General features: G+C 71.8%; 14 protein-coding genes. 6 read left to right on the forward strand and 8 right to left on the reverse strand.

The genetic code is table 11. The features are described 5' to 3' along the window. Positions 1-83 precede the first annotated feature (83 nt). Entirely contained in the window at positions 84-1,010 is a 927-nt protein-coding gene (locus tag BM288_RS01645; protein ID WP_092915234.1) for a MetQ/NlpA family ABC transporter substrate-binding protein, read from the reverse strand. A 218-nt stretch (positions 1,011-1,228) separates the two neighbouring features. Next, positions 1,229-1,798 carry a prepilin peptidase gene (locus BM288_RS01650; RefSeq protein WP_177220200.1) on the reverse strand — a complete coding sequence of 190 codons (570 nt, stop codon included), beginning with the start codon at positions 1,796-1,798 and terminating at the stop codon, positions 1,229-1,231. A 176-nt stretch (positions 1,799-1,974) separates the two neighbouring features. On the opposite strand from BM288_RS01650, the gene BM288_RS01655 reads away from it, so the two are divergent. The 4 genes from BM288_RS01655 to BM288_RS01670 all read left to right on the forward strand — a co-directional run bounded on the left by BM288_RS01655 (position 1,975) and on the right by BM288_RS01670 (position 4,867). Then, a complete protein-coding gene (locus tag BM288_RS01655; protein WP_092915236.1) occupies positions 1,975-2,793 on the forward strand; it encodes a DUF4397 domain-containing protein in 819 nt (272 codons plus the stop codon). 64 nt (positions 2,794-2,857) lie between these two features. Continuing rightward, positions 2,858-3,526 carry a class F sortase gene (locus tag BM288_RS01660; protein ID WP_143102973.1) on the forward strand — a complete coding sequence of 223 codons (669 nt, stop codon included), beginning with the start codon at positions 2,858-2,860 and terminating at the stop codon, positions 3,524-3,526. Positions 3,527-3,540: 14 nt separating this feature from the next. Then, positions 3,541-4,113: an RNA polymerase sigma factor gene (locus BM288_RS01665; protein ID WP_092915240.1), complete on the forward strand. Its 573-nt coding sequence runs from the start codon at positions 3,541-3,543 to the stop codon at positions 4,111-4,113. Then, positions 4,094-4,867, forward strand: a complete 774-nt coding sequence (locus BM288_RS01670; protein WP_092915242.1) for an anti-sigma factor — start codon at positions 4,094-4,096, stop codon at positions 4,865-4,867. Before BM288_RS01665 ends, BM288_RS01670 begins: the two co-directional genes overlap by 20 nt. Before the next feature lie 6 nt (positions 4,868-4,873). Here BM288_RS01670 and BM288_RS01675 read toward each other — a convergent pair whose 3' ends face one another. From BM288_RS01675 to uppS, 3 genes are all read right to left on the reverse strand, one after another. Next, positions 4,874-6,010 carry a DNA glycosylase AlkZ-like family protein gene (locus BM288_RS01675; RefSeq protein ID WP_092915244.1) on the reverse strand — a complete coding sequence of 379 codons (1,137 nt, stop codon included), beginning with the start codon at positions 6,008-6,010 and terminating at the stop codon, positions 4,874-4,876. A 195-nt stretch (positions 6,011-6,205) separates the two neighbouring features. After that, the gene (locus BM288_RS01680; RefSeq protein ID WP_318255273.1) at positions 6,206-7,543 is read right to left on the reverse strand and encodes a PhoH family protein; all 1,338 of its coding nucleotides are present in this window, start codon (positions 7,541-7,543) and stop codon (positions 6,206-6,208) included. Positions 7,544-7,765: 222 nt separating this feature from the next. Further along, a complete protein-coding gene (uppS, locus tag BM288_RS01685) occupies positions 7,766-8,542 on the reverse strand; it encodes a polyprenyl diphosphate synthase (protein WP_092915246.1) in 777 nt (258 codons plus the stop codon). A gap of 71 nt (positions 8,543-8,613) precedes the next feature. On the opposite strand from uppS, the gene trhA reads away from it, so the two are divergent. Both trhA and BM288_RS01695 read left to right on the forward strand, forming a co-directional pair. Beyond that, positions 8,614-9,330, forward strand: coding sequence for a PAQR family membrane homeostasis protein TrhA (gene trhA / locus BM288_RS01690; protein ID WP_092915248.1), 717 nt, complete (start codon positions 8,614-8,616; stop codon positions 9,328-9,330). A gap of 45 nt (positions 9,331-9,375) precedes the next feature. Then, positions 9,376-10,488, forward strand: a complete 1,113-nt coding sequence (locus BM288_RS01695; protein ID WP_143102974.1) for a trypsin-like serine peptidase — start codon at positions 9,376-9,378, stop codon at positions 10,486-10,488. 6 nt (positions 10,489-10,494) lie between these two features. Here BM288_RS01695 and secA read toward each other — a convergent pair whose 3' ends face one another. The 3 genes from secA to BM288_RS01710 form a co-directional block, all read right to left on the reverse strand. Beyond that, a complete protein-coding gene (gene secA / locus BM288_RS01700; RefSeq protein ID WP_092915252.1) occupies positions 10,495-13,302 on the reverse strand; it encodes a preprotein translocase subunit SecA in 2,808 nt (935 codons plus the stop codon). Positions 13,303-13,447: 145 nt separating this feature from the next. After that, positions 13,448-14,125 carry a ribosome hibernation-promoting factor, HPF/YfiA family gene (gene hpf / locus BM288_RS01705; protein WP_092915254.1) on the reverse strand — a complete coding sequence of 226 codons (678 nt, stop codon included), beginning with the start codon at positions 14,123-14,125 and terminating at the stop codon, positions 13,448-13,450. Positions 14,126-14,219: 94 nt separating this feature from the next. After that, entirely contained in the window at positions 14,220-14,912 is a 693-nt protein-coding gene (locus tag BM288_RS01710) for a ComF family protein (RefSeq protein WP_092915256.1), read from the reverse strand. Between the last annotated feature and the right edge of the window lie 9 nt (positions 14,913-14,921).

The following is a 14,921-nucleotide window of genomic DNA, read 5'->3' on the forward strand; positions in this document are numbered from 1 at the left end:
CGCGGGTCTGCGAGTGTGCAGGTCTTGCGCGCATCCGGCTCCGGCCGCGCAAGAACCGCACACTCCGCGGGTGCCGCAGGTGGCTACTGCTGCTGCAGCGCCTCCTGCACGGCGGCGAGGCTCGCCTGCAGCTCTGCCTTTGGCGTCTGCACGAACAGGCCGGTGCCGCCGGAGGACTCGAGCGCGCCCGCCTGCACCTCCTCGTTGGTCTGGTAGATCTCGACCAGACGGTTCAGCACCTCGTTGTCGGCGTTGTCGGCAGTGGTCGCGAAGACGTTGATGTAGGGCTGCGCTGCCGGGTCGGCCGGGTCGTCGACGGCGATCGCGTCGGCCGGGTCGATGCCGGCGTCGGTGAGGAAGTCGTTGTTGATGATCGCGGCCGCGACATCGGGCAGCGAGGTGGCGGTGATGGCGGCGTCGACGGCGCTGACAGTCACGCGCGACTCGGCCTCGATGACGTCGTCGACGGTCGAGTAGGGGCTGCCGCCGTCCTCGAGCACGACGAGCCCGGCCGACTGCAGCACGAGCAGGCCGCGCGCCTGGTTGGTGTCATCGTTCGGCACGATCACCTCGGCGCCGTCCGGGATGTCGTCGGTCGACTCGTACTGCGACGAGTAGAGCCCGATCGGGTAGGTCGCGGTCGAGCCGATCGGCTGCAGGTCGTCGCCGGACTGCACGTTGTAGTTGGCGAGGTAGATGATGTGCTGGAACTGGTTGATGTCGAGCTCGCCCTCGCTGGTGGCGGGGTTGGGCTGGTTGTAGTCGCCGAAGTCGACGATGTCGAGCTCGATGCCCTCGGCCTCGACGGCCTCCTCGTAGGCCTCCCAGTACGGCTCGGCGGCACCCACGACGCCCAGCTGCACGGGGTTCTCGGCCGAGCCGAGCTCTGCGCCGTCGGCACCGGCGGCGGCGCTGCAGCCGACCAGGGTGACGGCGATGCCGAGGGCGCCGGCGATCGCGAGCGCGCGGCCGGGCTGACGGCGGTTGGAGAGGCTGGGGCGGATGGACATGGTGGCTCCTTCAAGCGTGCTGCCGGGGTATCCGGCCTGCCCACCACGCTAGGAATCAGATACCTGCGCCGACCAATCGGGCTGTCACGCGAGGTCACATAGCGCGGGTCACACTGCGCGGGTAGCACTGCGCAGGTCACAGCGCGCGCCACACAACGCGCGCCACGCAACGCGCGTCACACAATGCGCGTCGCACAGCGCAGGACACATGACGCAGGTCACACGACGCGCAACGCCGCAGCGACGGCGGCCAGCGCGTGGCCGACGAGCAGCCACGGCCCGAACGCCACCGTGCGCCGGCCGGCGACGAGCGCGAGGAGCCCGGCGATGCCGCCCACCATGACGGATGCGGCCAGTCCCGCGAGCGGGACGGCCCACCCGAGCGTCGCGGTCGCGAGCGCGAGCGCCGTGCCGAGCTTCACATCGCCCATGCCCATGCCGCCGGTGATCGCCATGACCAGCAGGATGACGCCGCAGCCGAGCGCGACGAGCAGCGCGGGGTCGCCGGTCAGCAGTCGCACGACGCAGGCGAGGGCACCCAGCAGGAGCAGCGGCAGCGTGATCGCGTTCGGCAGCCGACGCTCGGCCGTGTCGATGCGCGCGAGGGCGGGCGCCGCGAAGGCTGCCACCGCCAGCGGCACGATCGCGGTCGCATCCCAGCCCTGCGTGACCAGCAGCGCGGCGACGGCCGAGGCGAGCGGGACTCCGAGCAGGTCGGCCGGGCGCAGGCGCAGCGGTGGCTGCCGCCCGGCGAGCTCGCTCGCCGTCGCCTCCGCCAGTGTGGTCACGCGGGCCACGGTAGCCAGGATCGGGGTGCTGGCGATGCCGTTCTCCACAGGCCGCGGCCTGTCCGCGACACGCCCGGGATGCATTCTTTCGAATCTGCTGCAACCGATCGGGTCTCGCTCGCCGATATGGGGGTAGAGGCGACGCACACCGTGTCGCGAAGATTGAGGAGAAGACCATGAAGCGCAAGCTCGCGATCGGCGTCGGCGCCGCTCTCGCCCTGTCGGCATTCGGCGCCGCTCCGGCCATGGCGGCCGAGGGCGACTCGACGGTGTCGGTGCTGCACGCCGTGCCCGGCCTGACGGTCGACGTCTACATCAATGGCGAAGAGGCCATCGCCGACTTCGAGCCCGGGACGCTCACCGACCCGATGATGCTCGCCGCCGGCAGCTACGACATCCAGGTCTTCGCCGACGGCGACACACCCGATTCCGCAGACCCTGCCATCGAGGCGATGGGGGTCGAGGTGCCCGCCTCGGCCAATCTGACCCTCGCCGCGCACCTCACGGAGAGCGGTGACCCGACGCTGTCGGCGTTCGCGAACGACACCGCCGCCGTCGAGGCCGGCCAGGCCCGGCTCACGGTCCGGCACCTGGCAGCCGCACCCGCGGTCGACATCCGCGCCGGCGGCGACATCATCGTCGAGGGCCTCACGAACCCGGATGAGGCCGCACTCGAGACCGCGGCCGGCTCGGTCTCTGCCGATGTCGTGCTCGCGGGCACCGAGGACATCGCGATCGGCCCGGCCGATCTCGAGCTCGCTGAGGGCGTCAACACCATCGTGACCGCCTGGGGCAGCGCCGCAGACGGCAACCTGGCGCTCGCCGTGCAGACCGTCGAGGCGCACAGCGCCCCGAGCGGTGTGCCGTCCGACCTCGGCGTCGCTGCCGGCGATGACGGGACCACCGGCATCGCACTTGCGATCGCCGGCCTGATGGGGCTCGCGGCGCTCGTCGTGGTCCGCCGCCAGACGGCACCGGTCGCCGAGCGACGCTGACTGGAGGGAGTCCCCGCGGCTGTGCCCGCGGGGACTCCTGCACGACCCGATCGAGAGGAGCACCGTGTCCCGAGCCAAGGCACCCATGGTGATCGCCGCCGTCCTGAGCGCCGCCGCGGTGGTCGTCGGGATCGTCCTGCTGCTGCCCGACGCACCCACGGCTCCGATGCCGAGCGCGTCCGGCGCGGCGGCACCGACCGCATCCGCCCAGCCGTCCGCCGCCGCGCCCGCCAGCACGTCGATCGGTCGATCCGACGCAGGGATCGGCGCGCAGGCGCAGCAGCCGAGCGACGAGCCGGTCGCGCTGTCGATGCCCGAGCTCGGAGTCGACCTGGCCGTCGTGCCGGTCGGCGTGCGCGACGACGGCCAGATGGATGTGCCGCTGCTGGTCTCGGAAGCCGGCTGGTACCGCTTCGGGCCAGAGCCCGGCGCGGACGCCGGCTCGGCGGTCATCGCAGCGCACGTCGCCTCCGATCAGGGCGCGGCGCCTATGGCCGTGCTGCTCGACGCGACGCCCGGCTTCACGATCGAGGTCATGACGCGCAGTGGCGAGGTGCTGCGGTACCGCGTCGACACGGTTGAGCAGCTCGGCAAGGAGCGCCTGCCCGTCGACGAGCTCTTCGCGCGCGACGGCGAGCACCGGTTGCGCCTCATCACCTGCGCCGGCGAGTGGGATCCCGTGGCGGGGGCGTTCGAGGACAACGTCGTGGCCACCGCCACGCTGATCGGCTGAGATACCGTAGCGGGGTGCGGAGCGATGAGGAGCACGAGGCGATGATCGCCCGCGTCTTCGCCGATGGCCCGGCCGAGGATGGTCTCCGCCTCGCGTACGAGCGCTGGGGTGGCCTGGTGCTCGCCCTGGCGCTGCGCGCGATGAGCCGGTCGGATGCGGAGGACGTCGTGCAGCGCACCTTCGTCTCAGCGTGGCGGTCCCGCGACGCCTACGACCCCGACGCCGGTCCGCTGGGCGCGTGGCTCGTGCGCATCGCCCGTCGACGGATCGCCGACCACTGCCGCTCCTCCGCGGTGCAGCGCGAGCGCACCGTCGCCCCCGAGGCGCTGTTCGAGCAGCTCGAGACCGAGGGCACGGATGACGTGCCCGTCGCGGTCGCAGAGGCGATCGCCGTCGAAGAGGCGCTCGCCTCCCTGGGCGAGCCGCAGGGCACGATCGTGCGGATGGCCGTGCTCGAGGACCAGCCCACGGCCGTCATCGCCGACACGCTGCAGATGCCGGTGGGGACGGTCAAGAGCCATTTGTCCCGTTCGCTCCGAAGACTCAGAGACCGATGGGAGGGAGCTCATGACGCACATCTCGCCTGAGCGGCTCGCCGAGCTCGCTCTCGATGCCGCCGAGCACGATGCGCATCTCGACGCCTGCGACGTCTGCCGCGCCGAGCTTGCGACACTGCGCGCCGAGGTCGGGCATCTGCGTGCAGCGGCGGTGAGCCCTGAGCCGCTGCCGGCGGGCCTCTGGACGCGGATCGCCGCGGAGATCGCCGAGCCCGAGACGATGGCCGGGATTCGGACCTCCGGTGACGCAGACGACGCCATCACCGGTGCCGCGGTGCCGCTCCGCGACGACAGCCGGGCGAACGATCACGTCGCTCCGCGGCGCGCTCGACGGGCACGCGGCATTCGGCGCTTCAGCGCGGGTGCGCTGGCGCTCGCGTGCGTCGCCACTGCAGTCGTCGTCGGCGGTGTCGCGCTCGGGGTCGGCGTCCTTGCGAACCGCACGAACCCGGGGACGGTCGTCGCGGCCGCTCCGCTGGAGCCGCTGACCGGCGGCCTCGCACCGGCGAGCGCGGAAGTGGTCGAGCGCGACGGTCGTCAGGTGCTGGTGCTCGACACCGGCGCGCTGCCCGCCGCCGACGGCTACTTCGATGTCTGGCTCATCGACACCGACGTGCAGGGCATGATCAACGTCGGCATCCTCGACGCAGGCACCCAGGAGTACGTGCTGCCCGAGGGTGTGGACATCGGCCGGTTCCCGATCGTCGACGTCTCGGTCGAGCCGTTCGACGGTGACCCGACGCACAGCGGCGAGAGCATCTGGCGGGGTCAGCTGCAGTCCTGACGCTCGTCATGCGTGCGGCCAGCGCGCGAGCGCGCGCTCGATCTGCCGCTGCCGTGCGGCCGGCAGCGCCTCGGCGAGCTCGAGCCGCGGCTCCCCCGCCGGAACGCCCTTCGCGATGGGGATCCGCCACGAACCGACCGTCCGGCCGTCCACCAGCACCATCGGCCGGAAGACGCCGTTGCGGCCGGGCAGGATCGCCGCGAGCGCGGCGGGGCTTGCCGTGAACGAGCGGTCCCGGTAGCCCAGGAACCACTCGTCGAAGCCCGGCGCGAGCGTCACCCCGGTCGTGCGCGCGGGCTGGGAGCCGGGCTCCAGCACCATCCGTTCGCCCGCGACCTCGGCCTCCGCGAGCCTGCCGGCGGCGACCGCTCGTTGGAGCGAGGCCCGCACCGCCACCCTGCCGGTGCCCAGCCACCAGGCGGCGTCGTCGGCCGCGACGGGCCCGCGCGCGATCGCGAAGCGCACCAGCGCCTCGTCGAGCGCGGCCTGCGGAGCCGTGACCGCGGGGGCGGCGCCACCGACGAGCAGCTGCTCGCGATCGCCCGCACCGGTCGCAGCGAACGGCCCGAACCGCACCAGCTCGTCGTAGGCGAGCAAGGCCAGCAGGTGATAGCCGTTGCCGCCGCCGGTCTCGATGCCGGCCGCCTGCCAGGCCGCGAGCAGGTCGGAGCGCCGCATCGGCCCGGCAGCCAGCGCTGCGGTAGCGACCGCCGCGGCACGCGCGGCGGTGGCCTCGTCGATGCCGCGCTCGGTGCACATTCGCCACTCCTGCCGCCGCATCCGCTCTGCGACGGCGCCATGCAGCACCGCGAGATCCTGCGGCGTCGAGACGAACAGGGTGCCGCGCATCGCCCACGAGCGCACGAGCTCGCCGCGGTCGAAGGCGGCGCGCACGTCGGCGACCGCCGTGCCCGCCGCCGAGCGGATCGCGATCGCGCGGAGCACCTGCCGCAGATCCTGCCCCTGCATCGCGACCATGCGGCGCACGACCTCGACGGGCGTGCGACCGGCCGTGGCCGAAGCGCCACCGCTGGATGTGCGGCCGGCCGCGGAGCCCGCGGCACCGCCCGCCCGGCCGCCGCGCGCCAGCCCCTGCGCGACCAGACGCATCCGTCTCGCCTCGGCCTTCGTCAGCTCGAGCATGCGCTCACGCTACCGGCAGCCACCCACCGTCGACCGCCGTCTGCCGCATGAGCTGGACCCGTTCGAGATCGTGAGTCCCGATCTGCGGGGTCCCGGAATCTCGAACAGGTCCACTGCGCTGCGCCGCACCGCCGCGGTCGTGCGCAGCGCCGTGCGGCGCCATCGCGCCCGTGCGCTGCGCGGCGCAGCGAACGCTCACCCCTCCAGCAGGCTCGTCACCAGCGCGGCGATGCGCGAGCGCTCCGAACGCATCAGCGTGATGTGGCCGAAGAGGTCTTCGCCCTTGAGCGTCTCGATGACGCTCGCGACGCCGTCGTGCCGGCCGACGCGCAGATTGTCGCGCTGCGCGACGTCGTGCGTGAGCACCACGCGCGAGTTCTGGCCGATGCGCGAGAGCACCGTCAGCAGCACGTTGCGCTCGAGCGACTGCGCCTCGTCGACGATCACGAAGGCGTCGTGCAGGGAGCGGCCGCGGATGTGCGTCAGCGGCAGCACCTCGAGCATGCCGCGGTCGGCGACCTCGTCGAGCACGTTGTCGCCCACCAGTGCGCCGAGGGTGTCGTAGATCGCCTGGCCCCAGGGGTTCATCTTCTCGTCCTTGTCGCCGGGCAGATAGCCGAGCTCCTGGCCGCCGACGGCGTAGAGGGGGCGGAAGACGATGACCTTCTTGTGCAGGCGCCGCTCGAGCACGGCCTCGAGGCCCGCCGCGAGCGCGAGCGCCGACTTGCCGGTGCCTGCCGAGCCGCCGAGCGAGACGATGCCCACCTCGTTGTCGAGCAGCAGGTCGATCGCGAGGCGCTGCTCGGCAGAGCGGCCGTGCACGCCGAACACCTCGCGGTCGCCGCGCACGAGCGAGATCTCGCCGGGCCGCGTCACGCGTCCGAGCGCCGAGCCGCGCTCGGAGGAGATCACGAGGCCGGTGTTGAGCGCCAGGTCCTTGACTGCGGCCGTCTCGATGCGCTCGTCCTCGTAGAGCGCGTTGATCTGCTCGCCGGAGAGCGCGATCTCGGCCATGCCCGTCCAGCCCGAGTCGACCGCCTGCTCGGCCAGGTACTCCTCGGCGGCCAGGCCGATGGAGGCGGCCTTCACGCGCATCGGCATGTCCTTCGACACGACGCAGACGTCGAGGCCATCGCCAGCCAGATTGGATGCGACGGCGAGGATGCGCGAATCGTTGTCGCCCAGCTGCAGGCCGCTGGGCAGCACCTGCTGGTTCGTGTGGTTCAGCTCGACCCGCAGGCTCCCGCCGCCGTCGGTCGGCACCGGGAAGTCCAGCCGCTCGTGCGCGGTGCGCAGGTCGTCGAGGTTTCGCAGCGCCTTGCGCGCGAAGTAGCCGATCTCGGGGTCGTGCCGCTTCTTCTCGAGCTCGGCGATGACGATCACCGGGATCACCACCTGGTGCTCGGCGAAGCGGTGGATCGCCCCCGGGTCCGACAGCAGCACGCTGGTGTCGAGCACGTACGTGCGCTGGCGGGTCTCGACGTCGTCGACCTCGAAGACTTCGGCTGCGGGGGTGGTGGCGAGTTCAGGCACGAGGCGCTCCCTTCCGACCTAGGGTCGGATCACGCGGCCGTCGCCTCCCGTGGTGCTCGCAGACACGATGGCCGCTCGCTCGTCGGGCGAAGCTGCCCGACATGGCCGAATCTACGGTCGCCGCCCACGCGGGCGACGCAGACACACGGATGCGCCCATTCTGTTCACCTCAAGGACACCTTGAAGGTTCGGGTCGGCGTCCGTCGGCACCCCTGGGCGTCGTCACTTCCCGTAGCGGCGCTCCCGCAGCCCGTACGCGCGCACGGCACGCAGGAAGTCGACCTCGCGCAGGTCTGGCCCGAGCGCCTCGACGAAGTAGAACTCGCTGTGGGCGCTCTGCCACAGCATGAAGTCGCTCAGCCGCTGCTCGCCAGAGGTGCGGATCACCAGGTCCGGGTCGGGCTGGCCGGCGGTCGAGAGGTGCTCCGCGATCAGCTCGGGCGTGAGCCGCTCGGCGAGCTCCTCGTGGCTGACCTCGCCCGCGCTGGCGAGGATGCGCCGCACCGCCTCGACCAGCTCGTGCCGGCCGCCGTAGCCGACGGCGAGGTTCACGTGGATGCCGTCGTGCTGCGCGCTGCGGTCGACGGCGGCCTGCAGCGCACCGACGAGCGGCTCCGGCAGTCCCTTCATGTCACCGACGTGGCGGATGCGTCGGCCCGGCTGCCGAGACAGGTCGTCGGCGAGCTCCGCGATGATCTCGCACAGCTCGCCGAGCTCCTCCGTCGCGCGGCCGCTGAGGTTGTCGCGCGAGAGCAGGTAGAGGGTGACGACCTCGACGCCGATCGAGGCGCACCAGTCGACGAACTCGCGCAGCTTCGCGGCGCCCGCGCGGTGGCCGTGCCCGGCGGTGGCCAGATTCTGCTCGCGCGCCCAGCGCCTGTTGCCGTCGATGATCATGGCGATGTGCCGCGGCACGGGCGCCCGCTCGAGGTCGCGTCGCAGCCGTCGCTCGTAGTAGCGGTAGACGAGCGGTGAGCCCGGGGCGCTTCGCAGTCGCATCCGCTGAATCTACCCGCCCGCACGACGGATGCATGCGCATCCGGTCACTGCGTACGCCGTACGCTGTCATCATGCGAGCCATGAGCGACCCGGCAGACGCCCACCTGCCCTTCATCGAGGCCGCCGGCGACGCGATCGCCGAGGCGGCCATCGAGCAGAAGCCCACCTGGCGCGGCTGGATCCACGCCGCGACCGCGCCGCTCGCCCTCGTGCTCGGCATCGTCCTGGTGGTGCTGGCCGACGGCCCCGTCGCCACCTGGACGACCGCGGTGTTCGCGCTCTCGGGCGTGCTGCTGTTCGGCATCTCCGCCGTCTACCACCGCTTCCGCTGGCAGGAGCGCACGCGCGTCGTGCTCAAGCGGCTCGACCACGCCAACATCTTCCTCCTGATCGCCGGCAGCTACACGCCGATCGCGATGCTGACGCTGCCCTCCCCCACCGACTGGATCCTGCTGGCCGTGATCTGGGGCGGCGCGCTGCTGGGCATCGCCTTCCGGGTCTTCTGGCTGGGTGCGCCGCGCTGGCTCTACGTGCCCATCTATCTGGCGCTGGGCTGGGCGGCGGTCGCCTTCATGGGCCAGATCTGGGCGGCGAACGCCGCCACCGCGGCTCTGACGATCGCCGGCGGCCTGGCCTACACGGTCGGCGCCGTCTTCTACGGGCTGAAGAAGCCCAACCCCTTCCCCGGCCACTTCGGCTTCCACGAGATCTTCCACGTCTGCACCGTGCTCGCGTTCGCCTGCCACTGGACGGGCATCCTGCTCGTCGCGCTGGATCCGCCGGCCTAGCCTCCCAGCCTTCCCCCGGTGCGCCGCCCTAGCGTGGTGACCACCATGCGCCACCTCCGAACAGCAGCCGTACTCACCGCGGCGGCCGCCGTGCTCACGGTGACCGGCTGCATCCTGCCGCCGCCGCTGCCCACCGCGCCGCAGCAGTCACCGGCAGCGCAGCAGCCGCCCAGCACGCCGGTGCCGCAGCCGGCCAGATCGTGGCAGCCGACCCCCGCGCCGCAGGACGACCCGGCCGGCTCGGCCGCAGAGCGGGTCGAGCCCGACGAGCCGATCACCACGAGCGACGAGACCGCTGCGGACTCCGGCGAGCTCTATGCGGGTGAGCCCGGCCGGACGGGCGACGGCTACTTCCCCGACGCCGCGTACGACATGGTGCTGGCGCCGACCCGCGGCACGCCTGCTGTCGCCCCCGGCATCGCGCTGCCGACCAGCGATGCCGGTGACGAGCTCTACGCGGGCCAGCCGCACCGTGCGGGGGGCGACCTGCTGCTCACCACCGTCGGGCGCCTGGTGCTCGAGAGCGAAGAGGCGGAGTACACCTGCAGCGGCACGGTCATCAACAGCGCGACCGGCCTGGTCGTGCTCACGGCGGCGCACTGCGTCTGGGATGACGACACGCGCGACTACTACGACCGCATCACCTTCAGCCCCGGCTACGAGCGCGGCGACGCGCCGTTCGGCACCTGGGAGGCCGAGGAGCTCTGGGTGCCGCAGCAGTACCTCGATGCGAACACGCGCTGGCTCGACGGCGCCGACGACAACGGCTGGATGGGCTTCGACTTCGGGCTGATCCGCTTCGCGCCGCAGCAGGGCCAGACGCTCGAGGACGCGGTGGGCGGTCAGGGCGTGAGCTTCACGGCGGAGACGAACGGCGTGGTGATCGCCGGCTACCCGGGCAACGACGACTTCGACGCCGAGGTGCTGCGGTACTGCGCCGAGGACGACGTCGGCTACGGCGCCGGCGACGACCCCAACTACGGCGCCGACTGCGAGATGGGCGACGGCGCCTCGGGCTCGGGCTGGGTCTCCAACCTCGATGCGGCCACCGGCGCCGGCACGATCACCGCGGTCTACTCCAACGGCGGCGCGACCGGCGCCTACGGACCGCCGCTGGGCGTCACCGCCTGGAACGGCCTACAGTCGCTCGGCGGCTGAGCCGCGTCAGTCCTCCGGGTCGTCCTTCGCCTGGCCGAAGGCGCCGACCTGCTTCGGCTTGGCGGCCGCCTGCTTGGTCGCTGCGCGGCGCTGCTGCCGGTTGCCACCGGCCGCGCCCGCCTGGGCCTTCGCCGCCACCGCGGGGTTGCCGCTCTTGGCGCGCGCCTTGCCGGTCGCGGCGCCGAGCTCCTTGCCCTTGGCGTCGTGCACCGAGGCCTCGCCGTCCTCGTCCGGCGCCGAGTAGGTGAGGTTCGAGGTGTCGGCCTCGGTCTCCTCCAGCCCGCCGCCCTCGATGGCGGGCGCAGCGGCCGTCGTGCCCTGCTGCACCTTGACGTCGAGGTTGAACAGGAACGTCACCGACTCCTCGCGGATCGCCGACATCATCTGCTGGTAGAGCGCGAAGCCCTCGTTCTGGTACTCCACCACCGGGTCGCGCTGGGCCATGCTGCGCAGGCCGATGCCCTCGCGCAGATAGTCCATCTCGTACAGGTGGTCGCGCCACTTGCGGTCGATGACCGAGAGCACGACGCGTCGCTCGAGCAGCCGCATGGCGGGCGAGCCGAGCTCCTCCTCGCGCTTCGCGTAGGCGATGCGGGCATCCGAGAGCAGCTGCTCGTAGACGAAGTCGGCGGTCAGGCGCGGCTGCGCCTCGGCGACCACCTCGTCGATGGTGATGCTGACCGGGAAGATCTGCTTGGCGTCGTTCCAGAGCGACTCGAGGTTCCAGTCGTCGCTGTCGTTGCCGACGGCGTGCTCGTCGACGACGGCGCGGATCGTGCCCTCGAGGAAGCCCTGCACGCGGGTGTCGAGGTCGTCGCCGTCGAGGATGTGACGACGGTCGGAGTAGATCGCCTCGCGCTGGCGGTTCATCACGTCGTCGTACTTGAGCACGTTCTTGCGCATCTCGGCGTTGCGGCCCTCGATCTGCGCCTGCGCGGAGCGGATGGTGCGGGAGAAGATCTTCGACTCCAGCGGGATCTCGTCCTCATCCGCATCCGCTGCCAGGAACCGCTGGGCGACGGAGCCGCCGAACAGCCGCAGCAGGTCGTCCTGCATCGACAGGTAGAAGCGGCTCTCGCCCGGGTCGCCCTGGCGGCCGGAGCGGCCGCGCAGCTGGTTGTCGATGCGGCGCGACTCGTGGCGCTCGGTGCCGAGCACGTAGAGCCCGCCGGCCTCGAGCACCTTCGCGGCCTCGGCGGCGACCTCCTCCTTGACCTCGGCGAAGACCTCGTCCCAGCGCTCCTCGTACTCCTCCGGGGTCTCGGAGGGGCTCAGGCCCAGCTCCTGCATCTTGGTGACGGCGAGGTGCTCGGCGTTGCCGCCCAGCATGATGTCGGTGCCTCGGCCCGCCATGTTGGTGGCGACGGTGACCGCGCCGAGCCCACCGGCCTGCGCGATGATCGCGGCCTCACGGGCGTGGTTCTTGGCGTTCAGCACCTCGTGCTTGATGCCGAGCTTCGACAGCTGCGTCGAGAGGTACTCGCTCTTCTCGACGCTCGTGGTGCCGACCAGCACCGGCTGGCCCTTCTCGTGCCGCTCGGCGATGTCCTCGACCACGTGCTTGAACTTGCCCTCCACCGTCGCGTAGACGAGGTCGGACTGGTCGATGCGCACGAGCGGCTTGTTCGTCGGGATCGGGACGACGCCGAGCTTGTAGGTCGACATGAACTCGGCCGCCTCGGTGTCGGCGGTGCCGGTCATGCCGGCGAGCTTCTCGTAGAGACGGAAGTAGTTCTGCAGGGTGACCGTCGCGACCGTCTGGTTCTCGGCCTTGATCTGCACCCCTTCCTTCGCCTCGATCGCCTGGTGGATGCCCTCGTTGAAGCGGCGGCCCTGCATGATGCGGCCGGTGTGCTCGTCGACGATCAGCACCTCGCCGTTCATGACCACGTAGTCGGAGTCGCGCTTGAACAGCGCCTTCGCCTTGAGCGCGGTGTTGAGGAAGGAGATCAGCGGGGTGTTCGCCGACTCGTAGAGGCTGTCGATGCCCAGCAGGTCCTCGACCCGCTCGATGCCGGGCTCGAGCACGCCGACGGTGCGCTTCTTCTCGTCGACCTCGTAGTCGATCTCGGGTCGCAGCTTCTTCGCGATGCGGGCGAACTCACCGAACCAGCGGTTGGCCTCGCCGGCCGCGGGGCCGGAGATGATGAGCGGGGTGCGGGCCTCGTCGATGAGGATCGAGTCGACCTCGTCCACGATCGCGAAGCCGTGGCCGCGCTGCACCATCGCCTCGCGCGAGTGCGCCATGTTGTCGCGCAGGTAGTCGAAGCCGAACTCGTTGTTCGTGCCGTAGGTGACGTCGGCGGCGTACTGCTCGCGCCGCACCTCGGGGGTCTGGCCGGCGAGGATGCAGCCGGTGGTCATGCCGAGCGCGCGGAAGACCCGGCCCATGAGCTCCGACTGGTAGCTCGCCAGGTAGTCGTTGACAGTGACGACGTGCACGCCGTTGCCGGGGATGGCGTTGAGGTATGCGGCGATCGGGGCCACCAGCGTCTTGCCCTCACCGGTCTTCATCTCGGCGATGTTGCCGAGGTGGAGGGCCGCGGCGCCCATCACCTGCACCTCGTACGGGCGCATGCCGAGCGTGCGCTTGGCCGCCTCGCGCACGGCCGCGAAGGCCTCGGGCAGCAGCGCGTCGAGCGGCTCGCCGTCGGCGTAGCGCTTGCGGAACTCGTCGGTCTCGCCCGCCAGCTCCTCGTCGGTCAGCTCTTCGAAGGCATCCTCGAGCGCGGTGACGTCCTTGGCGATGCGCTCCAGCCGACGGCGCAGCCGGCCCTCGCCGGCACGCAGCATGTTCTCGAAGATATTGGCCACGGTGGGATGCCTTCCGTGTTCTGGGGTCAGAGCGCCCGGGTGGGGGCGCCGGGAGGAAGAGACCGGTTCGGTAACCGACTGCCCATCCTAACAAGGCACAGGCCAGAGGCGCCCCGGAAGGCTCCGGGACGCCTCTGGGTGCCGATCAGGACGCAGCGCGCTCGGTGTCGGCGGCGGCTGCCTCGGAGGCCTGGTCGTCGAGCGTGATGACGCCGTAGGACCAGCCCTTGCGCCGGTAGACGACCGCGCACTCACCGCTGGCGTCGTCGACGAAGAGGTAGAAGGGGTGACCGACCAGCTCCATCTGGTCGACCGCATCCCGCACGCTCATGCGCTTGGAGGGGAAGCGCTTCTGGCGGATGACCACCGGCGACCAGTCGGTCTCCTGCTGCTCGGCCTCGACGGTAGGGATGGATCCGGTGCGCACCGCGTCGACGACGGCCGGGTCGGCGGGCGTGATGTCGACCTGCTGGAAGCCCGTCGCGACCGCCTCGTGCAGCGGGGTGCGCTTGCGGCCGCCGTGGTCGGTGCGCTTGTCGTGCACGCGACGCGCGCGCTCCATGACGCGGTGGTAGGCGGAGTCGAAGGCCATGTACTTGTCGGGCCCATCGGATTCGGCGCGGATGATGGAGCCCGGGCCGTGCACGGTGATCTCCACCCGGCCACCTGCGACCGAGGTATGAGGCACCGCGTGCCGGGTGAGCTTGACATCGAGAGCGGTGGCTCGGGGAAGCAGCTGCGTGACCTTCGCGAGCTTCTCCTCGGCGTACGCACGGAACCGGTCTGTGATGTCAGCGCCCTTTGCGCCGAATGTGATCTCCATCGTGGCCTCCCGTAATGTTCGGCGTCGGCGCCAGCGGCTGCTGTGCCGACTTGCGTGCCGACACTCTACCCCCGGCAGCCATGCGTTTCGCCAGTCATCCCGGGAGTCGCCTGGGCGTCCTCGCGACGGCCGCGATCCCGACCGGTTCGCAGCCCGCGACGCGCAGCGCGCGCACCGCTTCGCGCACCGTCGCGCCGCTCGTGACGATGTCGTCGACGACCACCACCGGCAGTCCCGCGAGCGCCCGCGCGGCCCGCTGCGGGAGCACGAGCGACCCCCGCGCGGCGCGCGCCCGCTCCTCGATCGTGCGCTCCTTCTGGGCGCCGCTCCCCCGCCCCGCAGGAGCGCGGCGCAGTGCCGCGGTGCGCAGCCCGGCCGCGCGCGCGACGAGCACGACCGGGTCGAAGCCGCGCCGACGCATCCCCTCGCGACCCGACGGCACAAGCACCGCCTCGGCCGGCGGCAGCGCCGCGAGTGCGAGCGCCAGCCCCGCGCCGAGGGCACGCGCCTCGGCTCGGCCGCCGTGCTCCTTGAGCGAACCGATCAGAGCGCGCACCGACCCCGCGTACTCGGCGGCCGCCACGAGCGGCATGCCTTCGAACCGCTCCCGCACGAGTCCCGCGAGCAGCTGGTCCCGGCAGGCCGGGCAGACGGCGATGTCGAGCGCGCCGCAGCCCGCGCACTCGACCGGCCAGAGCACGCTCGCCGCCTCGCGCAGCGCGGCCGCCAGCCGCGTGGCGCTCGTCGGTGCACGGGCGCTCGTCGGTGCACGGGCGGTCGAATCCATGCGGGCAAG

It is taken from the genome of Agrococcus baldri (genome assembly GCA_900114805.1).
GTDB lineage: Bacteria > Actinomycetota > Actinomycetes > Actinomycetales > Microbacteriaceae > Agrococcus > Agrococcus baldri.